The sequence below is a fragment of the Mucilaginibacter flavidus genome, assembly GCF_024055575.1.
Lineage (GTDB): Bacteria > Bacteroidota > Bacteroidia > Sphingobacteriales > Sphingobacteriaceae > Mucilaginibacter > Mucilaginibacter flavidus.
Genome location: NZ_JAMXOE010000011.1, coordinates 16,364 through 36,633, shown reverse-complemented (window position 1 = coordinate 36,633; position 20,270 = coordinate 16,364). Strand labels below are relative to the sequence as shown.

Below are 20,270 nucleotides of genomic sequence, written 5' to 3'. Positions count from 1 at the left end.
TTCAGACAAAAGCCAATCCCCAACTTTACACTATTGAAATTCAAAACTTTAATGCCATGTTAACACTATTACTTGCTACTGATTTTTCGGCCAACTCAAAGGCAGCGGCCCATTACGGCTACCAGCTTGCAATGCAAACTAAAGCCAATGTTGTTTTGTGCAATGCTGTTATAGTACCGGCTGAGGTACCCCAGGCTGACATGGCGCTTTGGCCGGCTGATGAATTCGATCTGCTGATACAAGACAGCGAAACAGTTTTAAAAGATTTTAAAGAAGAGTTGGACGCATTGGCACCAACTGACGGCTTTAAACCTAAAATTACATGCGTTACCGAACCCGGTTTAGTTACGGATGTACTTGCCAGTGTAGCCGATAAACATCACGCCGATATAATTGTAACAGGCACGCATAGCGGCGGTAATTTAAGCCGTTTCCTTGTTGGTGACCATGCCTCCCAGCTTATTGAACACAGCCGCGTACCGGTATTAATAGTGCCCGAAAATCCTTCGTTACAACCCATCCGGAAAATAGCATTTGCAACCGAGCTTGTTAATATGGAACGCGACCTGAAACCAATTTGCGACCTGATAACCTGGGGGAAACTGCTGAATGCCGAAATAATAGTTACCCATATAGCCGACGAAAAGTATGAGGCTTTCAAATATCAAAAAGACCTCGCCGAATCGTTACTTGGCCTTGCCGATAAATCCCACTTTCCTGACATTCATTACCGGATGATAAAGGACAACAAAGTAGACGACGGACTTGAATGGCTGAGCGAACACGGCGAACTTGATATACTGGCCATGGTACACCAGCACCGCAACCTGTTTGCCGAGCTTTTTAGCCACAGCCATACCAAAAAAATGGCCGCAAACCTGCAACTGCCGCTAATGGTTTTTCCGGCATTAACTCACTAAATATTTACTATTCTATTAAACTGTAAACATATGAATACTTCAACTCCCGACTCTGAACTTGAAAGCGAACTGCAGGAACTATATATTTTAGTAAGGCACTGGCAGCAGGATATTGGCTTTATGGAAGAAGAACTGCAGTTTTTCAAAAACGTACTGAACAAATACCAGCCTGAAAATCCGGGCGATAATGTGGAATTAAAGACTACCGTTTTTGGCAGCGAGATATCAAAACAGGAAAAGCACTTAACTGCGCTTAAAACAAAAATCCCCGATTTTTTAATCTTCCTTGAGCCTTTTATAGGCGACATAAAAAAGGATATGGATTTGGGCTTCCTGGCAAAATACAACCAGCTGCAAACCGAACTTCAGCAATTATTTACCGATGTAAAAGCCACCAAAGTGGCACTGTTTAGCTATACTGAAGGATTAATGACCGACCACAAATAAACTTACCCGAGTAATAATATAAATATGAAGACCATTGCCGTACTAGCTGATTTATCTGAAAATTCAATGCATGCAACCCGTTTTGCTGTGCATATAGCTAAAAAAATGAAAGCCCGGGTTTTATTGTTTAGCGTAAATACCGTAGCTGTACCCGCACAGTTGCAATTGGCCGGTGGCCACCAGGATTTATTTGATTTTGGCGCCGGTAGCCCGCTTGCCGATTTTGCGATAAAAACAGAACTCGATATGGCCAACCGGTATTTTCCCGGCTCATATTTACCCGAAGTAACTTTTGACGCGGGCAGCAGTGAATTAGAAGATGTAATGACATCTATTGCCCATAACAACGAAATTGCCCTGGTTATAACAGCTCCAACAGCAAACACCGATTTGGCGACCTTTATGTTAAGTGATGTCTGCACCAGGATAATAGACTGGGCAGCCGTACCTGTGATGGTAATACCGCAGTGTGCAACCCTGCGAAACTTTGAAAAAATGGCTTTCGCCACTACCCTGCACGAAGAGGATATAAATTCAATTGCCGAGTTAGGCGCGCTAATGGAAGTATTTGCAGCCGAGTTAATGGTGACCCATTTGAATGAAGACCCCGACAACCTGCAAATACGCGACGCGGAGCAAAAATTAAACCGCGACCTTTATAAAAAGCTCAACTGCGGTGGGGTTTACTTCCGGTCGATTGATGACACGAAACGTGATAAGGACTGGAATTGGTTAAAAGCCAATAAAAAAACCGAACTACTGGCGCTTATGCAGCACCCTCGCGAAAAAATGACCAAATTTTTTACAAGGGGACAGAACCTGCATGCCACCCATCATATAACCATCCCCGTTATGGTACTTCCAAAAAGGCCTTAACAGCAATTGGTGTAAAAATATAAGGCAGCCTGCATAATTTGTAGGCTGCCTTTTTTAATGGTTTAAACTCTCGCTTTTTAGCTGCCAGGTTATACCTGTATGCCGCTTAACTGCTCTTCGGATGTGATTAAGTCATGCAGCCACTCCTGTAAAAGTTGCGAAGTTTGGCTGGTCGATTCGGCAAACAACTCTTTGTAATAGGCTATGCCTTCCTGCAACTGCAATTTAAATTTCGATAATTGTTTTTTCTTCTTGTCATTAAGTTCATTGATCTGCGCGCGGAGGTCGGTTTGCAAATAATCTATATATAGGTTAAGCTCCTTTATGAACATGTGCGGGCGTTTAATTTTACCCAACAGGTCGGTAGCGCCATATATATGGTTTACCATTTGCTCAAGGCTATAAATTCCCGAAAAGTAAGCCAGGTTGGGGCCGGGACAAATAGCTACTGCTTTATTTTCCCTGGGTTTAAGCATATCGTATTTTATATAAGCCGATGAACACAAACCTTCGCAAAGGCATAGTTTCTCAACAATAGTTTCGTATTGTTTTTCATATTCTGCTTCGGCAAGTTCAAGGGTTTCCAGCTGCTTCAATTTCAGGTTCTGATATTCTCTTGATGCTGTGCAGATGGGTTTGTCGGTAAACTCCGTATTAGTGCACAGGTATTTTTTTGTGCAGGGGCTGCCGGGACGATTGTTCTCCAGTCGCTTAAGGCGCTGCGCCTCGGCAGTGCTGTTTTTAAAGTTATTAAACAATATGCCCAACGGCGACGATCCGCTTAAATAGAAGTCGTCTTCGCCTGCATGCTCTAACTGATGAAGGGTATCGTTATCAACGTTTGTAACTTCGGGCACCAGTAAAAAGGGGCTGCCCCATCCGGTGGCGTCCACCTGGTAATGCTTCAGTAAAAATTCGTTTTCTGATGCTGTGCCTATTCCGCCCTGCACGCTTAGTTTCTGGCGAGGCGCAGCATCGCAGGTAATGCCTTTTTCGAGCAATGCGTTGTGGTAGATTTGAAATAGTTCCTGCAACATTTCCACTCTTTTCTGTTTAAATTCTTCCAGGATAGGGCCAAGCAAAAAGCCTTCGGTGGCAAAGGCATGTCCACCGCAGTTTAAGCCCGATTCGACACGAAACTCCGACACCCACAAGCCTTTTTTAGCCAAAAATTTTGCCTGGATAAAGGCCGAGCGAAAATCGCTTACTTTTAGTATTATTTTTTTACGCAGTTGCCCTTCGGCGTCTGGAAAAAAATCAGCAAGTGATTCAAGGTAACTGTAAAGCCGCGGGTTCATCCCGGCCGACATGATAACAGCCGATTGCAAGTTGCTTTGTGCAAAACCGCGAAGTGCAGCCAACGCATCAGTATTCTGTTCGCCAGTTGATTCGCCCTGCACCGTATAGTTCATCTTATCCACTTTCGACATGATATTTACGTCGATGCTGCCGATAGTCATTTCCCGCTTAAGCAGGCATTCAAAATATTGCTTTTGGCGTTCGTTCGGGTAGTCCATCATAAGGTCGTACCCCTGCCGCAGTTGCGAACTTTCGGGCAGCATCTCAAAATACCGGCACAAATCGTTCCCGGGTTCAAATGGCAGTTGCTTTAGTTCAGCAAATTGACGGTCAACCAGTTTGGCAACCAGGTTTAAATAAGCAGCAATGCGCGCTGCACGGTAATCAGTATCTTTTTTGCTTATCGGGATGTAAGATTCACCGTTAAGCTGGCTGTGGTATTTGCGCATCCGCTCGATAAGTTCGTCGTCGACAATTGACATTACCGAGGAAATGCCATACTTGGCAACTTTAAGCGGTGTATCAATGGAGTATCCTAATCCCAGTACCGGGATGTGAAATTTATGGCCCATAGTAAATTATCAGGGTTGTAAATGACTATTTAAGCAACAGTCCTATTTTTCCCACAAAGCTACATTGGGCGCATGCTTTAAAAACTGACGCAAATCACTTTTTAAACATTTGCATATCATTCTTTATAAAAACATAACAAAGCAACTTTGAAAAGCAAAAAACAAAGGCGATTCGTCGCCGGCAAACAATTATTAAAATTATGCTTGATACAACCTACATAAGTGCCGACGAGGCTTTAAGACACGTAAAATCGGGCGACCGTGTTTTTATTCACGGCAGTGCGGCCACACCGGTACACCTTGTTGAAGCACTACAAAACAGGCATAACGAACTTAATGATATAGAACTGGTAAGTATTACTACCCTTGGCGATGTTAGTTTTGATACACCCGAGCATAGAAAATCATTTTATTTTAATTCGTTGTTTGTTTCGGCAACTACCCGGTCTGTTGTAAACAGCGAAAACGGCGATTATGTGCCGATATTTTTAAGCCAAATACCACTACTTTTCAGGAGGAATATTTTGCCGATTGACGTAGCATTGATACAGGTATCGCCACCGGATAGCCACGGCTATTGCTCGTTGGGTACGTCTGTTGATATTGCCAGGGCTGCGGTTGATGTGGCCAAATATGTAATTGCGCAGGTAAACCCATTTATGCCGCGTACTCATGGTCAGGGCTTTGTTCATATCAGTAAAATAAATGCGATGGTTTGGCATGTTGCCGATCTGCCTGAAGTTGATTATTCGGCTGGGGAGAGTGATATTGTTCAGAAAATCGGTTACAATATTGCATCGCTGATAGATGACGGAGCAACACTACAACTGGGCATTGGCAGTATACCCGACCAGGTTTTGAAAAACCTGGCCACGCACAAAAATCTCGGGTTGCACTCCGAAATGTTTTCGGACGGTGTTATCGCGCTCATTGAAAACGGCAATATTGATAATAGCCGGAAGAAATTAAATCGTGGCAAATCAGTAACTGCATTTTTAACCGGTACCCGCAAATTATATGATTTTGTTGATGACAACCCGGGCATCAGGGTGATGGACATTGGTTATGTTAACGATACGAGCATAATAAGACAAAATCCGGGGGTTACAGCCATAAATAGCGCTATTGAAATTGATTTGACTGGGCAGGTATGTTCCGATTCTATTGGCACATATCAATATTCGGGCATTGGGGGGCAGATGGATTTTATACATGGCGCTTCGCTGTCTGAAGGTGGCAAGCCCATTATTGCCCTGCCATCGCAAACAAACAAGGGCATCAGCCGCATTGTGCCGTTTTTAAAAGAAGGCGCCGGCGTGGTGACTACCCGCGGGCATGTGCATTGGATTGTTACCGAATATGGCGCAGTTAATTTATTTGGCAAAAGCCTTAAGCAACGCGCTAGGGCCCTTATCGAAATTGCACATCCTAACCATAGAGAAACACTTGACCATGCTTATTACACCAGGTTTGAAAAAGAACTAATAATGTAACAACAGGTAATACTTATTAAACCAGTACCAACTTAATACCCGGATCATGAAAACCATATTAGTATTAACCGATTTCTCCATTAAGGCCGACTATGCAGCCCACTACTCATTAAAGCTTGCCGCAAGTATAAAGGCTGATTTGTTGTTGTGTAACGTATTTCCCGAACCTTCTACTGATTATATTTCGGCCCAAACCGGTATACCAACGGTAAACGCCAACCGGTTTGAAGAAGAAAGCATTAGCGATTTAACTGAATTGGCCAGCCGGCTAACCGTGGAGTTCGAAAAAAATATACCTGCCGGCGAATTTGTACCGGTAATAGAACCTTGCAGCATGGCCGGCTCGGTGGCAAATGCAGTTAATTGGATAACCGCTAACCGTCATATTACAATGGCGGTAGTTGGCACGCATAGTAATGGCTTGCTGGGCACCATTTTCCAGGGCGACCACACCAACGAAATAATTGAAAAAGCCAATTGCCCTGTTTTGGTAGTACCCTTCCAGGTACCTTTTCATGGCTTCAAAAAAATATCTTTCGCTACCGATCTCAGTTATAATGGCGTAGAGGTGCTGCACAGTTTGTATGGGTTCGCCAAATATTTCGGTTCTGAAATATTAATTACTTATGTAATTGAAGAAAACTCATCAGATAAAGAAGAACAGCACGTAATAAAAAAGTTTTATAATCAAATTCCGACATCGGCAAATAACCTCAACGTTCAGTACCGTACCATCAAAAGCAATAGCGTTGCTGCCGGTTTGACTTGGCTATCGCAACATACCGATATTGACCTTTTGGTGTTGGTACACCGTAAGCGTAGTTTCTTCCAAAAAATATTCGAAGAAAGTGTAACTCAAAAACTGGCTGCGCATCTTGTAAAACCCATGCTAGTTTTTCCGGGCACAAAAGTTTATGAATCGTTGCCGATTTTATAGCAGCCGCGAATCCTGTTTAAGCAGCTTTTGTAATACAGCCTCAAAAAGTGACGCGAGTCACACTTTTAGCCGTTAAAAATCATGTGTTGCTAACGCCTAACAACGCAGTTTTGATGAAATTAAAATTGTTATAATGACGGAGAGCTCAACACTTGTAAAACCCGCGTGCTACCATTGCGGAGACGACTGCCTGACCACAGAATTTGTTAGCGACAGTAAACAGTTTTGTTGCCACGGCTGCGAAAGTGTATACAACATTTTAGCGGGATCGGGTATGTGCAGCTACTACGGTTATAATTCGCATCCCGGCGCTACCAGGGCGAGGGTTGATAAACGCTTTGATTATTTAAGCGAACCATCAATACTTTCAGAACTGCTGGATTACACCGACGACCGAATTTCCATCATCACCCTTTATATACCGCACATACATTGCAGTTCGTGCCTGTGGCTGCTGGAGCAATTAAACAATTTTAGCCCGGCCATACATTATTCAAGGGTCGATTTTTTGAAAAAACAACTCATCGTCAGGTTTGATAACCGCCAATACACCCTACAGCAATTGGTTGAGTTACTATATGATATAGGCTACGAACCGCTCATTAGCCTGCAGGACATTATCAAAAAACAAAACACAGCCGACAAGGGTAACCTTGTGCAGCGCATTGCAGTAGCCGGGTTTTGTTTCGGTAACGTAATGCTGCTAAGTTTTCCCGAGTACTTTGGCCTTTCGGTTTACGAGCAAACGTTTAAACACTTTTTTGGGTACATAAATATCCTGTTCAGCCTGCCGGTAGTTTTTTATAGCGGTCGCGGCTATTTTGTAAGCGCCTGGAATAATTTAAAGGCGAAGGTGCTAAACATCGATTTTCCGCTTGCATTAGGTATTGCAGTGCTTTTTGGACGCACCGTAATTGAAAACCTGGCGCATACCGGGGCCGGCTTTGCCGATACGCTTTGCGGGCTTGTATTTTTTTTACTGGTAGGCAAATTTGTTCAGCAAAAAACCTATCACCATATATCGTTCGAGCGTGATTACCGTTCGTTTTTTCCGGTGGCGGTGCAGGTTTTGGTAAACGGCGTTGAAAAGCCGCTGCCGCTTGCAAAGCTTGTAATGGGGCAACGGATGGTTATCCGCCATAACGAAATTATCCCGGCCGATGCCATTTTGTTAAAGGGCCAGGCTTTAATTGATTTCAGCTTTGTAACCGGTGAATCAGTTCCCGTAAATCGCACCCTCGGCGAGATAATCTATGCCGGCGGCCGCCAAACCGGCGAGGCTATTGAGCTGGAGGTTGTTAAACCCGTTTCGCAAAGCTACCTGACCCAGCTCTGGAACAACGAGGCGTTTACCCGCAAACAAGATAACCGCATGAAAACATTTAACGAAACAGTAAGCAAGTATTTTACTGTTGTGTTAATCATAATTGCTGTTGCATCGCTGCTGGCGTGGTTGCCTTTTAACTACCGCACAGGTATTGATGCTTTTACGGCAGTGCTTATTGTAGCCTGTCCATGTGCCCTTGCCTTAAGTACTCCGTTTACTATGTCGGCAGCTCTGGGGATTTTTGACCGTAACAGGTTTTACCTGAAGAACACTGCCGTTGTTGAGCAGCTAGCACGGGTTGACACATTGGTAATGGATAAAACCGGCACCATAACAAACGGCACAAGTAAGCGCATTATACTTGGCGGCGACCTGACCGACAGGCAACAGCAAATAATTTACACAGCTTGCCGTAATTCCATCCACCCATTAAGCCGCATGATAACCCAATATTTAGGTGAAATGCGGGCACTGGATATAACTGAGTACAAAGAAATACCTGGCAAGGGCATAAATGCAACAATTGCCGGCCACAAAGTGCAGGTAGGCAGCGGCAATCTGATTTTTGGGTATTTTTTTGAGACGAAGCAAATGACCCGCGTTCATTTAATGATTGATGGCGAATACCTGGGTTATTTTGGATTTGACCAGGAATACCGCGAAGGGATGGATAATATTGGGTTGCTGGCCACTGATTATGATTTATACTTACTATCGGGCGACCAGGACCATGAGAGAAATGAACTGGTCCGTTTTTTTCATAACGATGCCAAAATGTTTTTTGGAAAATCGCCCCAGCAAAAGCTTGATATCATTAAAAACCTGCAGCAAAACGGGCATAAAGTAATGATGTTGGGCGATGGCCTGAACGACTCGGGCGCACTTAAACAAAGCGACCTTGGCATTGCTGTTACCGATAATGTAAACAACTTTTCGCCGGGCAGCGATGCCATTTTGGATGGGCAGTCGTTTAACAAGTTACCCGCGTTCCTGCGCTTTTCAAAGGATACAGTTAAAATTATCCACCTGTCTTTCCTTATATCGTTAACCTATAACCTGGTTGGGCTAAGCTATGCGGTTACCGGTCGGCTTTCACCGCTGGTTGCAGCCATTTTGATGCCATTAAGTACCGTAACAATTATTTCATTCACCACGCTGGCCACACATTTTGCAGCGAAAAAGCGAAAATTAATATGAATATCATCTATTTCCTTATCGGTTGCAGCGTGCTGATGGCACTTATTTTCCTGGGAGCCTTTTTTTGGGCGCAACGCAGTGGTCAAAACGACGACCTGTACACTCCTTCTATGCGAATTTTGCTGGATGATGAGTTAAAAGATGATAAAAAATGATTTTAATCATTTGTAAACCACAACTGTCATCATTCTGCCAGTTATCCAGCCTTAATAGTTTTACATCCATAAAATACGACACTTTATGCAGCCCGAAAATTTTTATTATGACAACAAAATCGTCCGGAATTTTGGTATCGCTACCGTAATCTGGGGGATCATCGGCATGACTGTAGGCCTCATCATAGCCATACAGCTGTACCATCCGGGGGCCAATATGGGCAACCAGTACACTACTTATGGCCGCATCAGGCCGCTGCACACCAATGCGGTTATTTTTGCATTTGTGGGCAACGCCATTTTTATGGGGGTTTATTATTCCCTGCAACGATTATTAAAAGCAAGGATGTTTAGCGATACGCTTAGCCGTATTCATTTTTGGGGATGGCAGCTGATTATACTCTCTGCAGTTATTACCCTGCCGCTGGGCTTAACCACCTCGCACGAATACGCAGAACTTGAATGGCCGATAGATATTGCCATCACAATTATCTGGGTAGTATTCGGCTGGAACATGTTCGGTACTATTTTTAAACGCCGCGAACGGCACCTTTATGTAGCGATATGGTTTTACATAGCCACGTTTATTACCATTGCCGTTTTGCATGTTGTAAACTCGTTCGAGCTGCCTGTATCAGCCTTTAAAAGCTATATGGTTTATGCCGGTGTTCAGGATGCTTTGGTGCAATGGTGGTACGGGCATAATGCAGTTGCGTTTTTCCTTACCACGCCATACCTGGGTATGATGTATTACTTTTTACCAAAAATGGCAAACCGGCCGGTGTACTCATACAAGTTAAGTATACTGCACTTTTGGGCACTTATATTTATTTACATATGGGCAGGTCCGCACCATTTATTATATACCACATTACCGGGCTGGGCACAATCATTGGGCGTAGCATTTTCAATTATGCTGATAGCCCCAAGCTGGGGAGGTATGATTAACGGTTTGTTAACCCTCCGTGGTGCCTGGGATAAAGTGCGCGATGATGTTATCCTAAAATTTATGGTAGTTGCCCTTACCGCTTATGGCATGGCAACTTTCGAGGGGCCTATGTTATCATTAAAACAGGTAAATGCAATTGCCCACTTTAGCGACTGGATTATAGCACACGTTCACGTTGGCGCCCTTGGCTGGAACGGCTTCCTTACCTTTGCCATGCTGTACTGGTTGATACCGCGTATTTACAAAACCGAGCTTTTCTCCAAAAAACTAGCCTCATTCCACTTCTGGATTGGCACATTGGGTATACTGTTTTATGCCATACCTATGTACTGGGCAGGCTTTACTCAAAGTTTGATGCTGAAGGAGTTTACTGCCGAAGGCATGTTAAAATACCCCAACTTTCTTGAATCAACCTTGCAGATACTGCCTATGCACATGATGCGGTCTGCCGGTGGTGCCATGTATTTGCTGGGTGTAATAGTTATGGCCTATAACCTTACCCGCACAGCTTTACAAGGCAAACTGGTTGCCAACGAAGCAGCACAGGCTATGCCATTGGCGCCGGTGCACACCATTGCCCGCGAAAGCGCCTGGCACCGCAGGCTTGAGCGTAAACCCATTCAAATGCTCATTGCAGCATTACTGGTTATATTGGTGGGTACGTTTGTTGAGCTGATGCCTACATTAACCATATCATCAAACATACCGACGATAGCCGCTGTAAAACCATATACCCCGCTTGAATTACAGGGCAGGGATCTTTACATACGTGAAGGCTGCGTTGGTTGCCACTCGCAAACCATAAGGCCTTTCAGGTCAGAAACCGAGCGTTACGGTGAATACAGCAAAGCCGGCGAGTTTGTTTACGATCATCCATTTCTGTGGGGCTCTAAACGCACCGGGCCCGATCTGGCACGCGAGGGCCAGAAATATGGCAACGCATGGCATTATAATCACCTGATGGATCCGCGCCTCATGTCGCCAGGTAGTATTATGCCCGAGTACAGCTGGTTGCTTACCCAAACCCTTGATACCAGTTTAACCGTTGCCAAAATAAACGCCATGCGCACGCTGGGGGTGCCTTATGCGCCGGGTTATGAAAAAGTTGCCAATGCTGATCTTGACAAACAAGCAAAAGCAATAGCAGCCAATTTGGCCACCGACCATATTAAGGTAAAAAGCGATAAAGAGGTGATAGCTATTATTGCCTACCTGCAACGCTTAGGAACCGATATTAAAGCAAATAAAACAGCCAGTAAATAATCCTATTATGTTTAAGCAATTCACCGAAAACATTGACGCAAACCAGGCCTACCTGTTATTCTCGCTGGGCATATTCTTTGTGTTTTTTATTGTAGTAGCCATAATGCTTATCCGCATCCGCAAATCTCATGTCGATCACATGAGCGATTTGCCTTTGCATGATAGCGATACCGAAACACCTCAATCATTACAGTTATGAAATATCTGCGAATAATTTTTCTGTTATTTATACTAATAAGTGTGCAGCCAGTTACTGCCGCTGCCGATAGCCTTTTGCCCGGCGAAACAATGGATTACATTGGTTATGGGGCCATTATTGCTGTACTGCTATTGCTGATTATTGCGATGCTTGTTTTATTGAAAGCATTCAAAGTGCTTACCCGTGTGGTACTGAAATCAGAAGGGTATACTAACGAGCAGATTAATGCAGAATTGGAGCCCGCAAAAAAGGAAAAGAAACCAAAAGCCGAAGTTTGGCAAAAACTACTTTCATTACGGCCGATGGCCGAAGAGAAGGAATTGTTGATTGCCCACGATTACGATGGAATTGAAGAACTGGATAACCCAATACCTGCCTGGTTTATGTGGCTTTTTTATTCCACCATTGTATTTGCAGTATGCTACCTGCTGATTTACCATGTGTTTAATGCCGCGCCATTACAGTACCAGGAGTATAAAATAGAGATGGCCCAGGCCGATATTGCTAAAAAAGTATTTTTAAGCAAAGCCGCTAACAGGGTTGATGAAAATAGCGTAAAGCTTGTTCAGGACCCTGCAACTCTTGCATCGGGCAAAGCAATTTTTATGTCAACCTGTGCACCCTGCCATGGAGAACACGCACAGGGGAATGTTGGGCCAAACCTTACCGATGATTACTGGCTGCACGGCAATAAAATTAACGACTTGTTTAAAACCATTAAATATGGTGTGCTGGCAAAAGGTATGCCTACCTGGGAAAAACAATTATCGCCAAAGCAAATATCAGATGTTGCGAATTATATAAAATCGCTGCATGGTACTAACCCGGCAGGGGCTAAAGAACCGCAGGGTACAAAGGAAATTGATACCGACAATAAAATTGCGGCTAACAAATAAAAAATGGACGGACTACTGGTAGCTGAGCAAAGCAAAAAAAGGAAATGGATATACCCGCTTATCCGCAAGGGTAAGTTGTATAAGTGGCGGTCGTGGGTTAGCTATGCTTATCTTATCCTGTTTTTTGCCGGGCCATTTTTGCGGATAAAAGGACAGCCCCTATTAATGTTAAATTTCATGGACAGGCAGTTTGTAATCCTGGGGCAGGTTTTCTGGCCCCAGGATATCTTCCTGTTTGTGCTGGCCACGCTGGTTTTTGTGGTTTGCGTGGTGCTTTTTACCATCGCATTCGGCCGTATATTTTGCGGGTGGATTTGCCCGCAGACCATTTTTATGGAGATGGTTTTCAGGAAAATTGAAGAATGGGTTGAAGGCGATGCAAATCACCGCAAAAAAGTAGATGCCGGGCCGTGGACACGGGAAAAAGCATTAAGAAAAACCGCAAAGCATTTCTTATTTGTATTGGTATCGTTTTTAATTGCCAATACTTTTCTGGCTTATATTATTGGCAGTACAAGCTTGTTAAAAATTATAACCGAGCCTGTTAATTTACATTTAGTTGGTTTTATAAGCATTTGGGTATTTACCATTATTTTTTATCTTATATATAGCCAGGTTCGCGAGTTGGTATGCACCGTTTTTTGTCCGTATGGCAGGCTGCAGGGCGTATTTCTTGACCCGGATACACTGGTAGTTGCCTATGACGACGCCCGTGGCGAACCGCGCGGAAAGCTTTCGAGAACGGCTGATCCCCTAAAAGTTAAAGGCGACTGTGTTGATTGCGGGCTTTGCGTTGCTGTTTGCCCTACAGCTATTGATATACGGCATGGCACTCAAATGGAATGCGTTAACTGCACGGCTTGCATTGACGTATGCAACGATGTTATGCACAAAATAAACAAGCCTTTAAACCTTATCGGTTTTTACTCGGAGAACATGATCCACAAGCAGCAAAAACCAACCTTTACCGGGCGTATGGCAGGCTATAGCGGTATTATTGTTGTGCTGATGACGGTACTTTGTTATTTTATATTCAGCCGCGGCGATATGAGTATAGAAGTGTTGCGCAGTGCCGGCATGCTTTACCAGGAACAAAAAGGCGGCTACATTAGCAATATTTATAATGCCGAAATTATTAACAAATCGGCGACGGGGAGGGATATCAGCATTAATACCGACGACCCTTCGATAAAAATAAAGTACATACAGGCACCGGGCAAAGTAACGGCCGGAGGTTCGGCAAAAACGGTTTTTTTCCTGATGGTGCCGGCTTCGCATATTACTTCGCCAAAAACAGATATTAAAATAAACCTGGTATACGATAAAAAAGTAGTGCAAACAGTCAGCACTTCATTTGTAGGACCAATAAGCAATTAAAATATGAACTGGGGAAAAGGAATAATATTAGGAATGGCGGTTTTCATGCTTTTTATAATCAGCATGTGCGTGTATATGTTCAGGATGCCTGCTGATGAGTACGATCACCAGTACTATGAAAAAGGGCTGAATTTTGACAAAGATTTTGCCAAAGAAAAACAAGTTGTTGCCGACCATGCCCAGCCTGCAATTAGTATTGAAGCCGGACAGGCACATATAGCCTTTACAAAACCTGCAAACGGAACAGCGCGGTTTATCAGGCCCTCCAGTGAAGCGCTCGACAAAACGTTTCAACTAAATACAAATACCGGTAGCAGCACCAGTTTGGAGTTAAATGGTTTAGTTGCCGGAAAGTGGCGGATTGTACTGGATTGGAAAAGCGGCGATAAAGCCTACCTGTATCAACAGGAAGTGTATATAAAATGAATACCAACTTAATAGCATTTTTCATCGGCTTGTTTGGCAGCGTACATTGCATTGGTATGTGCGGGCCGCTGGCATTTGCTGTACCATCGTTTCATTCGCGCTGGTGGCTGGTAGTGGCCGATAAGATAACCTATAACCTGGGCCGCGTTATTACCTATTCGTTTTTAGGATTATTAATAGGCTTGCTGGGCAGGCAGCTTTGGCTCGCCGGGCTGCAGCAGGGTGTAAGCATTATCAGTGGTGTACTTATAATAGCTGCCGGGCTGTCCAGGCTACTTAAAATTAAATTTTCGCAAAGCGGGTTCATCTCTAAGATGCTGGCACCTGTTAACAGGCTCCTGACCTATGCGCTTAAGCACAAGGCCGGCCATTTGGCAATAGGCTTGCTTAACGGTTTTTTACCCTGCGGTTTTGTTTACCTGGCCCTGGTTGGTGCAGTTAACACCTCATCGCCTTTTGCGTCGGCACAATACATGTTCTGGTTTGGTATGGGCACCTTTCCCTTAATGCTGATAGCGACCGTAAGCTCGGGCTTTATTGGCCCTGCTGTGCGACGCAGCATAAACCGGGGCATGCCTTATGTTATGGTATGTTTGGGCCTTTGGTTCCTGGTTCGTGGTTTGGGCCTCAATATTCCTTATCTCAGCCCTGCAAAACAATCTTCGGGCGTAACTATTTGCCATTAGTGTTAAGTCAATAGTCTTTAGTCTAAAGTCCTGAGTCGAATTTTTGCTTTCTATGACTTAGAGTTTAAGAGTTTAAACTCAAGACTAACCATCAATTTTCGAGTAACATAACGCTAGTTTCTTTCGCTTTCGCCCCTTATATTCTTGCCATCATGCTTACGAATGTTTTGGGACAATCTGGTCGCTGATAAAATGATAAACGTCATTTTTTGCCTGGGTTTTTGTCATGGTGTAAGGGAGGGTGCTGGCTGATATTTGCTGTATAAAAATTCAACTATGGCAACTTCAATTAATCATGCCGGACAATGGACTCAAAAACCGGCAACAACAGATCCAACAAACATTGTTAATAAATGGGCCGTTTTTATTCAAAGCCAGTCCGAAAACAAAACCTTTTGGTTTTTATTGTCGCTTGTGTTCCAGGGCGTATTTTTTCTGCCCCTGCCAGCCCTGCTGATTTATTATTTTAACGCGCCTACACTTATCGTTGTGGTAACGCTTACCCTGTTTTTTGCAAACATTATTGCAGGTATGGGCGGAGCCGGAATAAAAACTTTGCTTAAGCTGTTTGCAGCAAGTATTGTTATACAAGTATTAATGGCAATTATCTGCATACTTTAACTAATCCGCCCGGCAACGGGCGAAACTTAGTCAATTAAATAATATACTGTTGATGGGAAGCTTGCCAGCTAAGTTTGGCAAGGCCCGGAACATGCTGCCCGCTCTCCCCTAATTAGTTTATCGCCCGGTGTTTTGGTTGCGCGGGCGGCCACTTTTGTGTAAATGATTAGTGAACGAGGAGAAAAGTGGACTGGGCGGGCAGCTCTCCGGGAATTAACACTTTAATAACTAAAATGCGCAAAGGAATTTTATTGGTTAATTTAGGAACCCCCATTAGCCCTTCAGTTAATAATGTACGGAAATACCTGGCCGAGTTTTTAATGGACCCCAGGGTTATCACACTTCACCCGTTACTTCGCTTTTTACTGGTTCGCTGCATCATAGTCCCCTTCAGGGCGGCTAAATCAGCCAGGTTGTACCGCAAAATATGGGACGGCCAAACCGGTTCGCCCTTATTGCATTTCAGCAACATGCAGCAGCATCTTTTAAAAATGGAACTTGGCCCGGGGTTCGTTGTAGAACTTGCCATGCGTTACCAATACCCGCCAATTGAACTGGCATTAAACAAGTTAAAAGCAGCCGGGGTCGAAAGTATCCGCGTTATTCCTATGTTTCCGCAATATGCCTCGGCCACCAGCGGGTCGGTAATGGCTAAAGTGATGGAAACAATGAACCAATGGGATGTTATTCCATCGGTATCATTTGTCAATTCGTTTCATGATGATGAATTAATGATTGAAGCTTTCGCTGAAAATGGCCGAAAATACCCCGCTGAAAATTACGACCACGTGCTGTTTAGTTTTCATGGTTTACCCGAAGCACAGTTAAGACAATGCGACGCCTCCGGCAGCCATTGCCAGCGCAAAAAGGGATGTTGCGACACGCTTACATCTGTAAACTTTAATTGTTATGCAGCCCAGGCACATCATACAGCAAGGCTGATTGCCATTCGACTGGGCATCGAGCCTGGTAATTACACCGTATGTTTTCAGTCGAGATTAGGCAGGGCCGAATGGATAAAACCTTATACCGCCGACGTTATAACAGACCTTGCGCAAGCTGGCTGTAAACGGCTGCTGGTTTTTTGCCCCGCATTTGTTGCCGATTGCCTCGAAACAATTTACGAAATCGGGGTTGAATACCGGGAGATGTTTTTGGCGGCCGGCGGCCAGCATCTGCAGTTGGTTGAAAGCCTGAACGGGTCGCCCATCTTTATAAAAGCCTTACAAAATATGGCTTCGCAAAACGCACCTGTTTTGGTACATCATGGCGTTTAAACATTTATGTTGATGACATTAAATATTATTGCAAGGCCGGCTATAATTACCGTACTAAAAAGACTATCGCTAGTACCGTAAGAATTGAATATATGTTCATTTTTTATAAAACAGAACTTGAATTAATGCACGGGAGCGCATTTTGTTTTTAAATTTCTTCTTCAAAATATTTCATAGCAAAATCTTCAACCATGTGTGGTTTAAGGGGCTTGTGCAAAAACGTTGATATATCGCTATTTTTAAGCGCGCGCTCTTTATCTGCGGGGTTTATAGAAGTGGTGAGCATGATCACAACCATCCGGGCCTTCAAACTGTCATCCATTTTCCGGTATTCGTCCATAAAATCCCAGCCACTTAACCCCGGCATATTTATGTCTAAAAAAATCACCCCAGGCCGTGGCATATGTTCAGTACCGCTGTATTTACCTGTGTAGGCTAAAAAATCCAGCGCATCGACTGCATTGTTTATAGCCGTTACCTGCACGTCAACGTCAGCCCTTTCAATCATTTTGGTATGGATAAAATTTGTGGCGGCGTCGTCATCAATTAGTAACACACCCTTAAACCCCTTATATTTTTTCATACAGATTTAACTTTAATTGGAATTGTGAAATAAAAGGTACTCCCGGCGCCGGGCTTCGATTTTACAAATATTTCCCCTCCGTGCGACTCAATGATTTTTTTGCAGTGCGCCAACCCTATCCCGTTACCATCATAAACATCGCGCGTATGCAATCTTTTAAAAAGCCTGAATATCTTTTTTGCAAATTTCGCTTCAATCCCAATCCCATTGTCAGTTACTGCAAAGCGCCAAAATTTTTCGTTGCCGGTGGCGCTAATATTTATTACAGGTTTTTTGTGTCGCTCCCTGAACTTAATTGCATTGGTGATCAAGTTTTGAAAAAGCTGCCTTATCTCCAGCGGGTAGCCGTTAATAATTGGCAGGTTATCATAAACAATTACAGCCTCAGTTGCCTTTATGGTTACATCCAGATCCTGCTTCAGTTCATCCAGCAATAAGTTGCAGTTTATCGGCGCCATAGTTTTGTCGATCCCGATACGCGAATAGTCAAGCAAGCCCGTAATCAGATATTTCATACGGTTTGCCGCCTGGTTGATAAAATCAAAATAAGTTTTTGAATTTTCGTCGAGCGTATCGGCGTATTCAAGTTGTATCAGTTCAATAAAATTGGTAATGGTTAACAGGGGGCTCCTGCAAATCGTGCGAGGCTATGTATGCAAACTGTTCAAGTTCTTTATTTTTGCGTTCAACCTCAATTAAGTGTTTTTTTATGGTTGTTTCTGCCTGCATTTTTTCGGTTAAATCGCGGGTAACTTTGGCGTATCCAACAACTTTTTTACTTTCATCGTGCAATGCAGTTAAGGTAATTGACCCCCAAAACGCCGTCCCGTCCTTCCGTATCCGCCAGCTTTCATGATAGGTGGTGCCAAGCTGATCTGCCTCGGCCAGGATAGTCGCCGGGACGCCTTTTTTGCGGTCACCTTCCGTATAAAACAAACTGAAGTTTTTTCCAATTATTTCTTCGGCCTTGTACCCTTTGATTTTTTCGGCGCCCTTGTTCCAGGTTTCCACATTGCCATCCTTATCCAGCAAAAAAATAGCATAACCATTTATTTCCTCCATCATTTTTAGCAACAGGAGCTGGTTATTATTGAACTTTGTGCTTTCAGCTATGCTACTGTTGTGTGAAATATTCAAAGCGTATTAGGTTTGCTGATATTTATTTAAAGCTTATGTGTGATTCAGGGCTCCTTCCAATTTTTGAGTTTACAGAAGATTTTTAGCAATATTCCAGCAGGCAATTATCACCCCAACAAGGATGATTAAGCCAATAGCAACAAACATCACTACCGAATACAAAGGCTTTTCAATCATTTTTATTCTCAAATAGCGGTGAGTACCTTCCTTAAATAGCTAAGTTAAATGTTGAAACATCTAAAAAAAATGACATTGATCACTTTAAATGGCCATACTAAATAATTGTGTTGTTGGCTTATCGGCCCAAAGCCGCTCATCAAACGCCATGCAAATGTTACGTAAATAGCGTTTGCCAAGGGGGGTAACCTTTAATTCCCACGAATTAAGCTCAATTAAACCATCATCAGCCAGCGGCTTAAGTCGTTCAATACCGTCAAACAGGGCGTCGCAGCCGTCAACATGGTAGTTCCATGTAGTATAGCCTTTACACATAATATTCAAAATATGTTTACGCATTAGCAGGTCGGAATGCGTTAATATATGCCCTTTAAAAACTGGCAGCTCATCATTGTTTACAAGCTTCAGGTATTCTTCAACAACTTTCACATTTTGGGCAAACCCGTAATATGAATCACTGATGGCCGATACGCCAAGACCGATAAGCATTTGGGTGTGCTGGGCTGTATAACCCATAAAATTGCGGTGCAATGTCCCCTTATCCTCAGCTTCAAAAAGCTGATCCTCGGGCAAGGCAAAATGATCCATCCCTATTTCTTTAAACCCGTGTCCCCTTAGCAGACTGCGGCCAATTTCATAAAGTTTGCTCTTGTCGTGCGCATTGGGCAGATCTTTTTCAGTAAATAAACGCTGGCCGGGTTTAATCCAGGGCACGTGTGCATAACTGTAAAACGCTATCCTGTCGGGCATTAACTCGGCCACTAGCCTGATCGTTTCGGCAAGGCCCTGCATTGTTTGCAGCGGCAGGCCATAAATCAGGTCGTAGTTTATTGATGTATAGCCTATGGCCCTCGCTGCCCTTGTTATGGTTTCAACCTGTTCAAAACTTTGGTGGCGGTTAATAATGGTTTGCACTATGGGGTCGAAATCCTGTATGCCAAGGCTAATCCTGCGAAAACCGAGGTTATACAAGGTAAGCAAGTGTTCAATAGTGGTATTTGCCGGATGCCCCTCGAAACTAAACTCTGCATTAGGGTGAACATCGGCGCTTTGTAAAACACCAGAAATGAGCCGGTGCAAATTAGCCGAACTAAAAAATGTTGGCGTACCGCCACCCAGGTGTATTTCTTTAATAATTGGTTTACCGTCCATAATATCCAGGTACATTTTCCACTCCTTAAGTACAGCAGTAATGTAAGGGTCTTCAACCTGATGGTTTTTAGTTATGCGGGTATTGCAGCCGCAGTAAGTGCAAAGGCTTTCGCAAAATGGCAGGTGAATGTAAATACTGATACCTTCGTTACCGTTGCTTTCAATAAACGACCGTTTTACCGTTTGTTTCCAATCGGTAACGTTAAACGAGTTTGTATCCCAATAGGGCATAGTTGGGTAACTGGTATAACGTGGAGCTGGAACGTTATACTTGCTGGCAAGGTCGTTAATCATATTTTCCATG

20 protein-coding genes are annotated in these 20,270 nt (G+C 43.7%); 15 read left to right on the top strand and 5 right to left on the bottom strand.

The features are described from left to right. The first annotated feature begins 56 nt into the window (after nucleotides 1–56). The 3 genes from NAF19_RS16590 to NAF19_RS16580 are packed head-to-tail and all read left to right on the top strand — an operon-like array spanning nucleotide 57 to nucleotide 2,243. Entirely contained in the window at nucleotides 57–920 is an 864-nt protein-coding gene (locus tag NAF19_RS16590; protein WP_252791231.1) for a universal stress protein, read from the top strand. A 30-nt stretch (nucleotides 921–950) separates the two neighbouring features. After that, nucleotides 951–1,367, top strand: coding sequence for a hypothetical protein (locus NAF19_RS16585; RefSeq protein WP_252791229.1), 417 nt, complete (start codon nucleotides 951–953; stop codon nucleotides 1,365–1,367). Between the two features lie 24 nt (nucleotides 1,368–1,391). Continuing rightward, complete coding sequence (locus NAF19_RS16580) at nucleotides 1,392–2,243, top strand: universal stress protein (protein ID WP_252791227.1); 852 nt, start codon at nucleotides 1,392–1,394, stop codon at nucleotides 2,241–2,243. Between the two features lie 89 nt (nucleotides 2,244–2,332). Here NAF19_RS16580 and NAF19_RS16575 read toward each other — a convergent pair whose 3' ends face one another. Further along, nucleotides 2,333–4,114, bottom strand: a complete 1,782-nt coding sequence (locus NAF19_RS16575; RefSeq protein ID WP_252791226.1) for a hypothetical protein — start codon at nucleotides 4,112–4,114, stop codon at nucleotides 2,333–2,335. Between the two features lie 200 nt (nucleotides 4,115–4,314). On the opposite strand from NAF19_RS16575, the gene NAF19_RS16570 reads away from it, so the two are divergent. From NAF19_RS16570 to hemH, 12 genes are all read left to right on the top strand, one after another. Continuing rightward, nucleotides 4,315–5,607 carry an acetyl-CoA hydrolase/transferase family protein gene (locus tag NAF19_RS16570; RefSeq protein WP_252791225.1) on the top strand — a complete coding sequence of 431 codons (1,293 nt, stop codon included), beginning with the start codon at nucleotides 4,315–4,317 and terminating at the stop codon, nucleotides 5,605–5,607. 46 nt (nucleotides 5,608–5,653) lie between these two features. Next, nucleotides 5,654–6,544 (top strand): universal stress protein, encoded by an 891-nt coding sequence (locus NAF19_RS16565; protein WP_252791223.1) that lies wholly within the window; start codon nucleotides 5,654–5,656, stop codon nucleotides 6,542–6,544. Between the two features lie 133 nt (nucleotides 6,545–6,677). Then, a complete protein-coding gene (locus tag NAF19_RS16560; RefSeq protein WP_252791221.1) occupies nucleotides 6,678–9,068 on the top strand; it encodes a heavy metal translocating P-type ATPase in 2,391 nt (796 codons plus the stop codon). Beyond that, nucleotides 9,065–9,223 carry a cbb3-type cytochrome oxidase assembly protein CcoS gene (ccoS, locus tag NAF19_RS16555; RefSeq protein ID WP_252791220.1) on the top strand — a complete coding sequence of 53 codons (159 nt, stop codon included), beginning with the start codon at nucleotides 9,065–9,067 and terminating at the stop codon, nucleotides 9,221–9,223. The genes NAF19_RS16560 and ccoS overlap by 4 nt, the downstream gene beginning before the upstream one ends. A gap of 85 nt (nucleotides 9,224–9,308) precedes the next feature. Next, nucleotides 9,309–11,435 (top strand): cytochrome-c oxidase, cbb3-type subunit I, encoded by a 2,127-nt coding sequence (gene ccoN, locus NAF19_RS16550; RefSeq protein ID WP_252791219.1) that lies wholly within the window; start codon nucleotides 9,309–9,311, stop codon nucleotides 11,433–11,435. Nucleotides 11,436–11,442: 7 nt separating this feature from the next. Then, entirely contained in the window at nucleotides 11,443–11,634 is a 192-nt protein-coding gene (locus tag NAF19_RS16545) for a hypothetical protein (RefSeq protein ID WP_252791217.1), read from the top strand. Then, nucleotides 11,631–12,530 carry a cbb3-type cytochrome c oxidase N-terminal domain-containing protein gene (locus NAF19_RS16540; protein WP_252791216.1) on the top strand — a complete coding sequence of 300 codons (900 nt, stop codon included), beginning with the start codon at nucleotides 11,631–11,633 and terminating at the stop codon, nucleotides 12,528–12,530. Before NAF19_RS16545 ends, NAF19_RS16540 begins: the two co-directional genes overlap by 4 nt. Nucleotides 12,531–12,533: 3 nt before the next feature. Beyond that, nucleotides 12,534–13,907: a cytochrome c oxidase accessory protein CcoG gene (gene ccoG, locus NAF19_RS16535; protein WP_252791215.1), complete on the top strand. Its 1,374-nt coding sequence runs from the start codon at nucleotides 12,534–12,536 to the stop codon at nucleotides 13,905–13,907. 3 nt (nucleotides 13,908–13,910) lie between these two features. Then, nucleotides 13,911–14,333, top strand: coding sequence for a FixH family protein (locus tag NAF19_RS16530; RefSeq protein WP_252791213.1), 423 nt, complete (start codon nucleotides 13,911–13,913; stop codon nucleotides 14,331–14,333). Next, complete coding sequence (locus NAF19_RS16525) at nucleotides 14,330–15,019, top strand: sulfite exporter TauE/SafE family protein (RefSeq protein ID WP_252791212.1); 690 nt, start codon at nucleotides 14,330–14,332, stop codon at nucleotides 15,017–15,019. The genes NAF19_RS16530 and NAF19_RS16525 overlap by 4 nt, the downstream gene beginning before the upstream one ends. Nucleotides 15,020–15,295: 276 nt before the next feature. Next, entirely contained in the window at nucleotides 15,296–15,640 is a 345-nt protein-coding gene (locus NAF19_RS16520; protein ID WP_252791210.1) for a hypothetical protein, read from the top strand. Between the two features lie 233 nt (nucleotides 15,641–15,873). After that, on the top strand, nucleotides 15,874–16,917 hold the full coding sequence (gene hemH, locus NAF19_RS16515) for a ferrochelatase (protein ID WP_252791209.1): 1,044 nt from the start codon (nucleotides 15,874–15,876) through the stop codon (nucleotides 16,915–16,917). Between the two features lie 148 nt (nucleotides 16,918–17,065). Here the strand turns inward: hemH and NAF19_RS16510 are convergent, their stop codons facing one another. From NAF19_RS16510 to hemN, 4 genes are all read right to left on the bottom strand, one after another. Then, on the bottom strand, nucleotides 17,066–17,500 hold the full coding sequence (locus NAF19_RS16510) for a response regulator (protein WP_252791207.1): 435 nt from the start codon (nucleotides 17,498–17,500) through the stop codon (nucleotides 17,066–17,068). Further along, nucleotides 17,497–18,015 (bottom strand): sensor histidine kinase, encoded by a 519-nt coding sequence (locus NAF19_RS16505; RefSeq protein ID WP_252791205.1) that lies wholly within the window; start codon nucleotides 18,013–18,015, stop codon nucleotides 17,497–17,499. Before NAF19_RS16505 ends, NAF19_RS16510 begins: the two co-directional genes overlap by 4 nt. 82 nt (nucleotides 18,016–18,097) lie before the next feature. Further along, nucleotides 18,098–18,637: a PAS domain-containing protein gene (locus NAF19_RS16500; RefSeq protein WP_252791204.1), complete on the bottom strand. Its 540-nt coding sequence runs from the start codon at nucleotides 18,635–18,637 to the stop codon at nucleotides 18,098–18,100. Nucleotides 18,638–18,898: 261 nt separating this feature from the next. Beyond that, nucleotides 18,899–20,269, bottom strand: coding sequence for an oxygen-independent coproporphyrinogen III oxidase (gene hemN / locus NAF19_RS16495; protein ID WP_252791202.1), 1,371 nt, complete (start codon nucleotides 20,267–20,269; stop codon nucleotides 18,899–18,901). Between the last annotated feature and the right edge of the window lies 1 nt (nucleotide 20,270).

Excerpts from the sequence above, each read along its gene's own strand:
- NAF19_RS16525 (WP_252791212.1), top strand. The coding sequence starts at position 14,330 with ATGAATACCAACTTAATAGCATTTTTCATCGGCTTGTTTGGCAGCGTA.
- NAF19_RS16510 (WP_252791207.1), bottom strand. The coding sequence starts at position 17,500 with ATGAAAAAATATAAGGGGTTTAAGGGTGTGTTACTAATTGATGACGAC.
- NAF19_RS16540 (WP_252791216.1), top strand. The coding sequence starts at position 11,631 with ATGAAATATCTGCGAATAATTTTTCTGTTATTTATACTAATAAGTGTG.
- NAF19_RS16580 (WP_252791227.1), top strand. The coding sequence starts at position 1,392 with ATGAAGACCATTGCCGTACTAGCTGATTTATCTGAAAATTCAATGCAT.
- NAF19_RS16585 (WP_252791229.1), top strand. The coding sequence starts at position 951 with ATGAATACTTCAACTCCCGACTCTGAACTTGAAAGCGAACTGCAGGAA.
- hemN (WP_252791202.1), bottom strand. The coding sequence starts at position 20,269 with ATGGAAAATATGATTAACGACCTTGCCAGCAAGTATAACGTTCCAGCT.
- NAF19_RS16570 (WP_252791225.1), top strand. The coding sequence starts at position 4,315 with ATGCTTGATACAACCTACATAAGTGCCGACGAGGCTTTAAGACACGTA.
- NAF19_RS16560 (WP_252791221.1), top strand. The coding sequence starts at position 6,678 with ATGACGGAGAGCTCAACACTTGTAAAACCCGCGTGCTACCATTGCGGA.
- NAF19_RS16575 (WP_252791226.1), bottom strand. The coding sequence starts at position 4,114 with ATGGGCCATAAATTTCACATCCCGGTACTGGGATTAGGATACTCCATT.
- NAF19_RS16545 (WP_252791217.1), top strand. The coding sequence starts at position 11,443 with ATGTTTAAGCAATTCACCGAAAACATTGACGCAAACCAGGCCTACCTG.
- NAF19_RS16520 (WP_252791210.1), top strand. The coding sequence starts at position 15,296 with ATGGCAACTTCAATTAATCATGCCGGACAATGGACTCAAAAACCGGCA.
- ccoN (WP_252791219.1), top strand. The coding sequence starts at position 9,309 with ATGCAGCCCGAAAATTTTTATTATGACAACAAAATCGTCCGGAATTTT.
- NAF19_RS16505 (WP_252791205.1), bottom strand. The coding sequence starts at position 18,015 with ATGAAATATCTGATTACGGGCTTGCTTGACTATTCGCGTATCGGGATC.
- NAF19_RS16590 (WP_252791231.1), top strand. The coding sequence starts at position 57 with ATGTTAACACTATTACTTGCTACTGATTTTTCGGCCAACTCAAAGGCA.
- ccoG (WP_252791215.1), top strand. The coding sequence starts at position 12,534 with ATGGACGGACTACTGGTAGCTGAGCAAAGCAAAAAAAGGAAATGGATA.
- NAF19_RS16565 (WP_252791223.1), top strand. The coding sequence starts at position 5,654 with ATGAAAACCATATTAGTATTAACCGATTTCTCCATTAAGGCCGACTAT.
- NAF19_RS16530 (WP_252791213.1), top strand. The coding sequence starts at position 13,911 with ATGAACTGGGGAAAAGGAATAATATTAGGAATGGCGGTTTTCATGCTT.
- hemH (WP_252791209.1), top strand. The coding sequence starts at position 15,874 with ATGCGCAAAGGAATTTTATTGGTTAATTTAGGAACCCCCATTAGCCCT.
- ccoS (WP_252791220.1), top strand. The coding sequence starts at position 9,065 with ATGAATATCATCTATTTCCTTATCGGTTGCAGCGTGCTGATGGCACTT.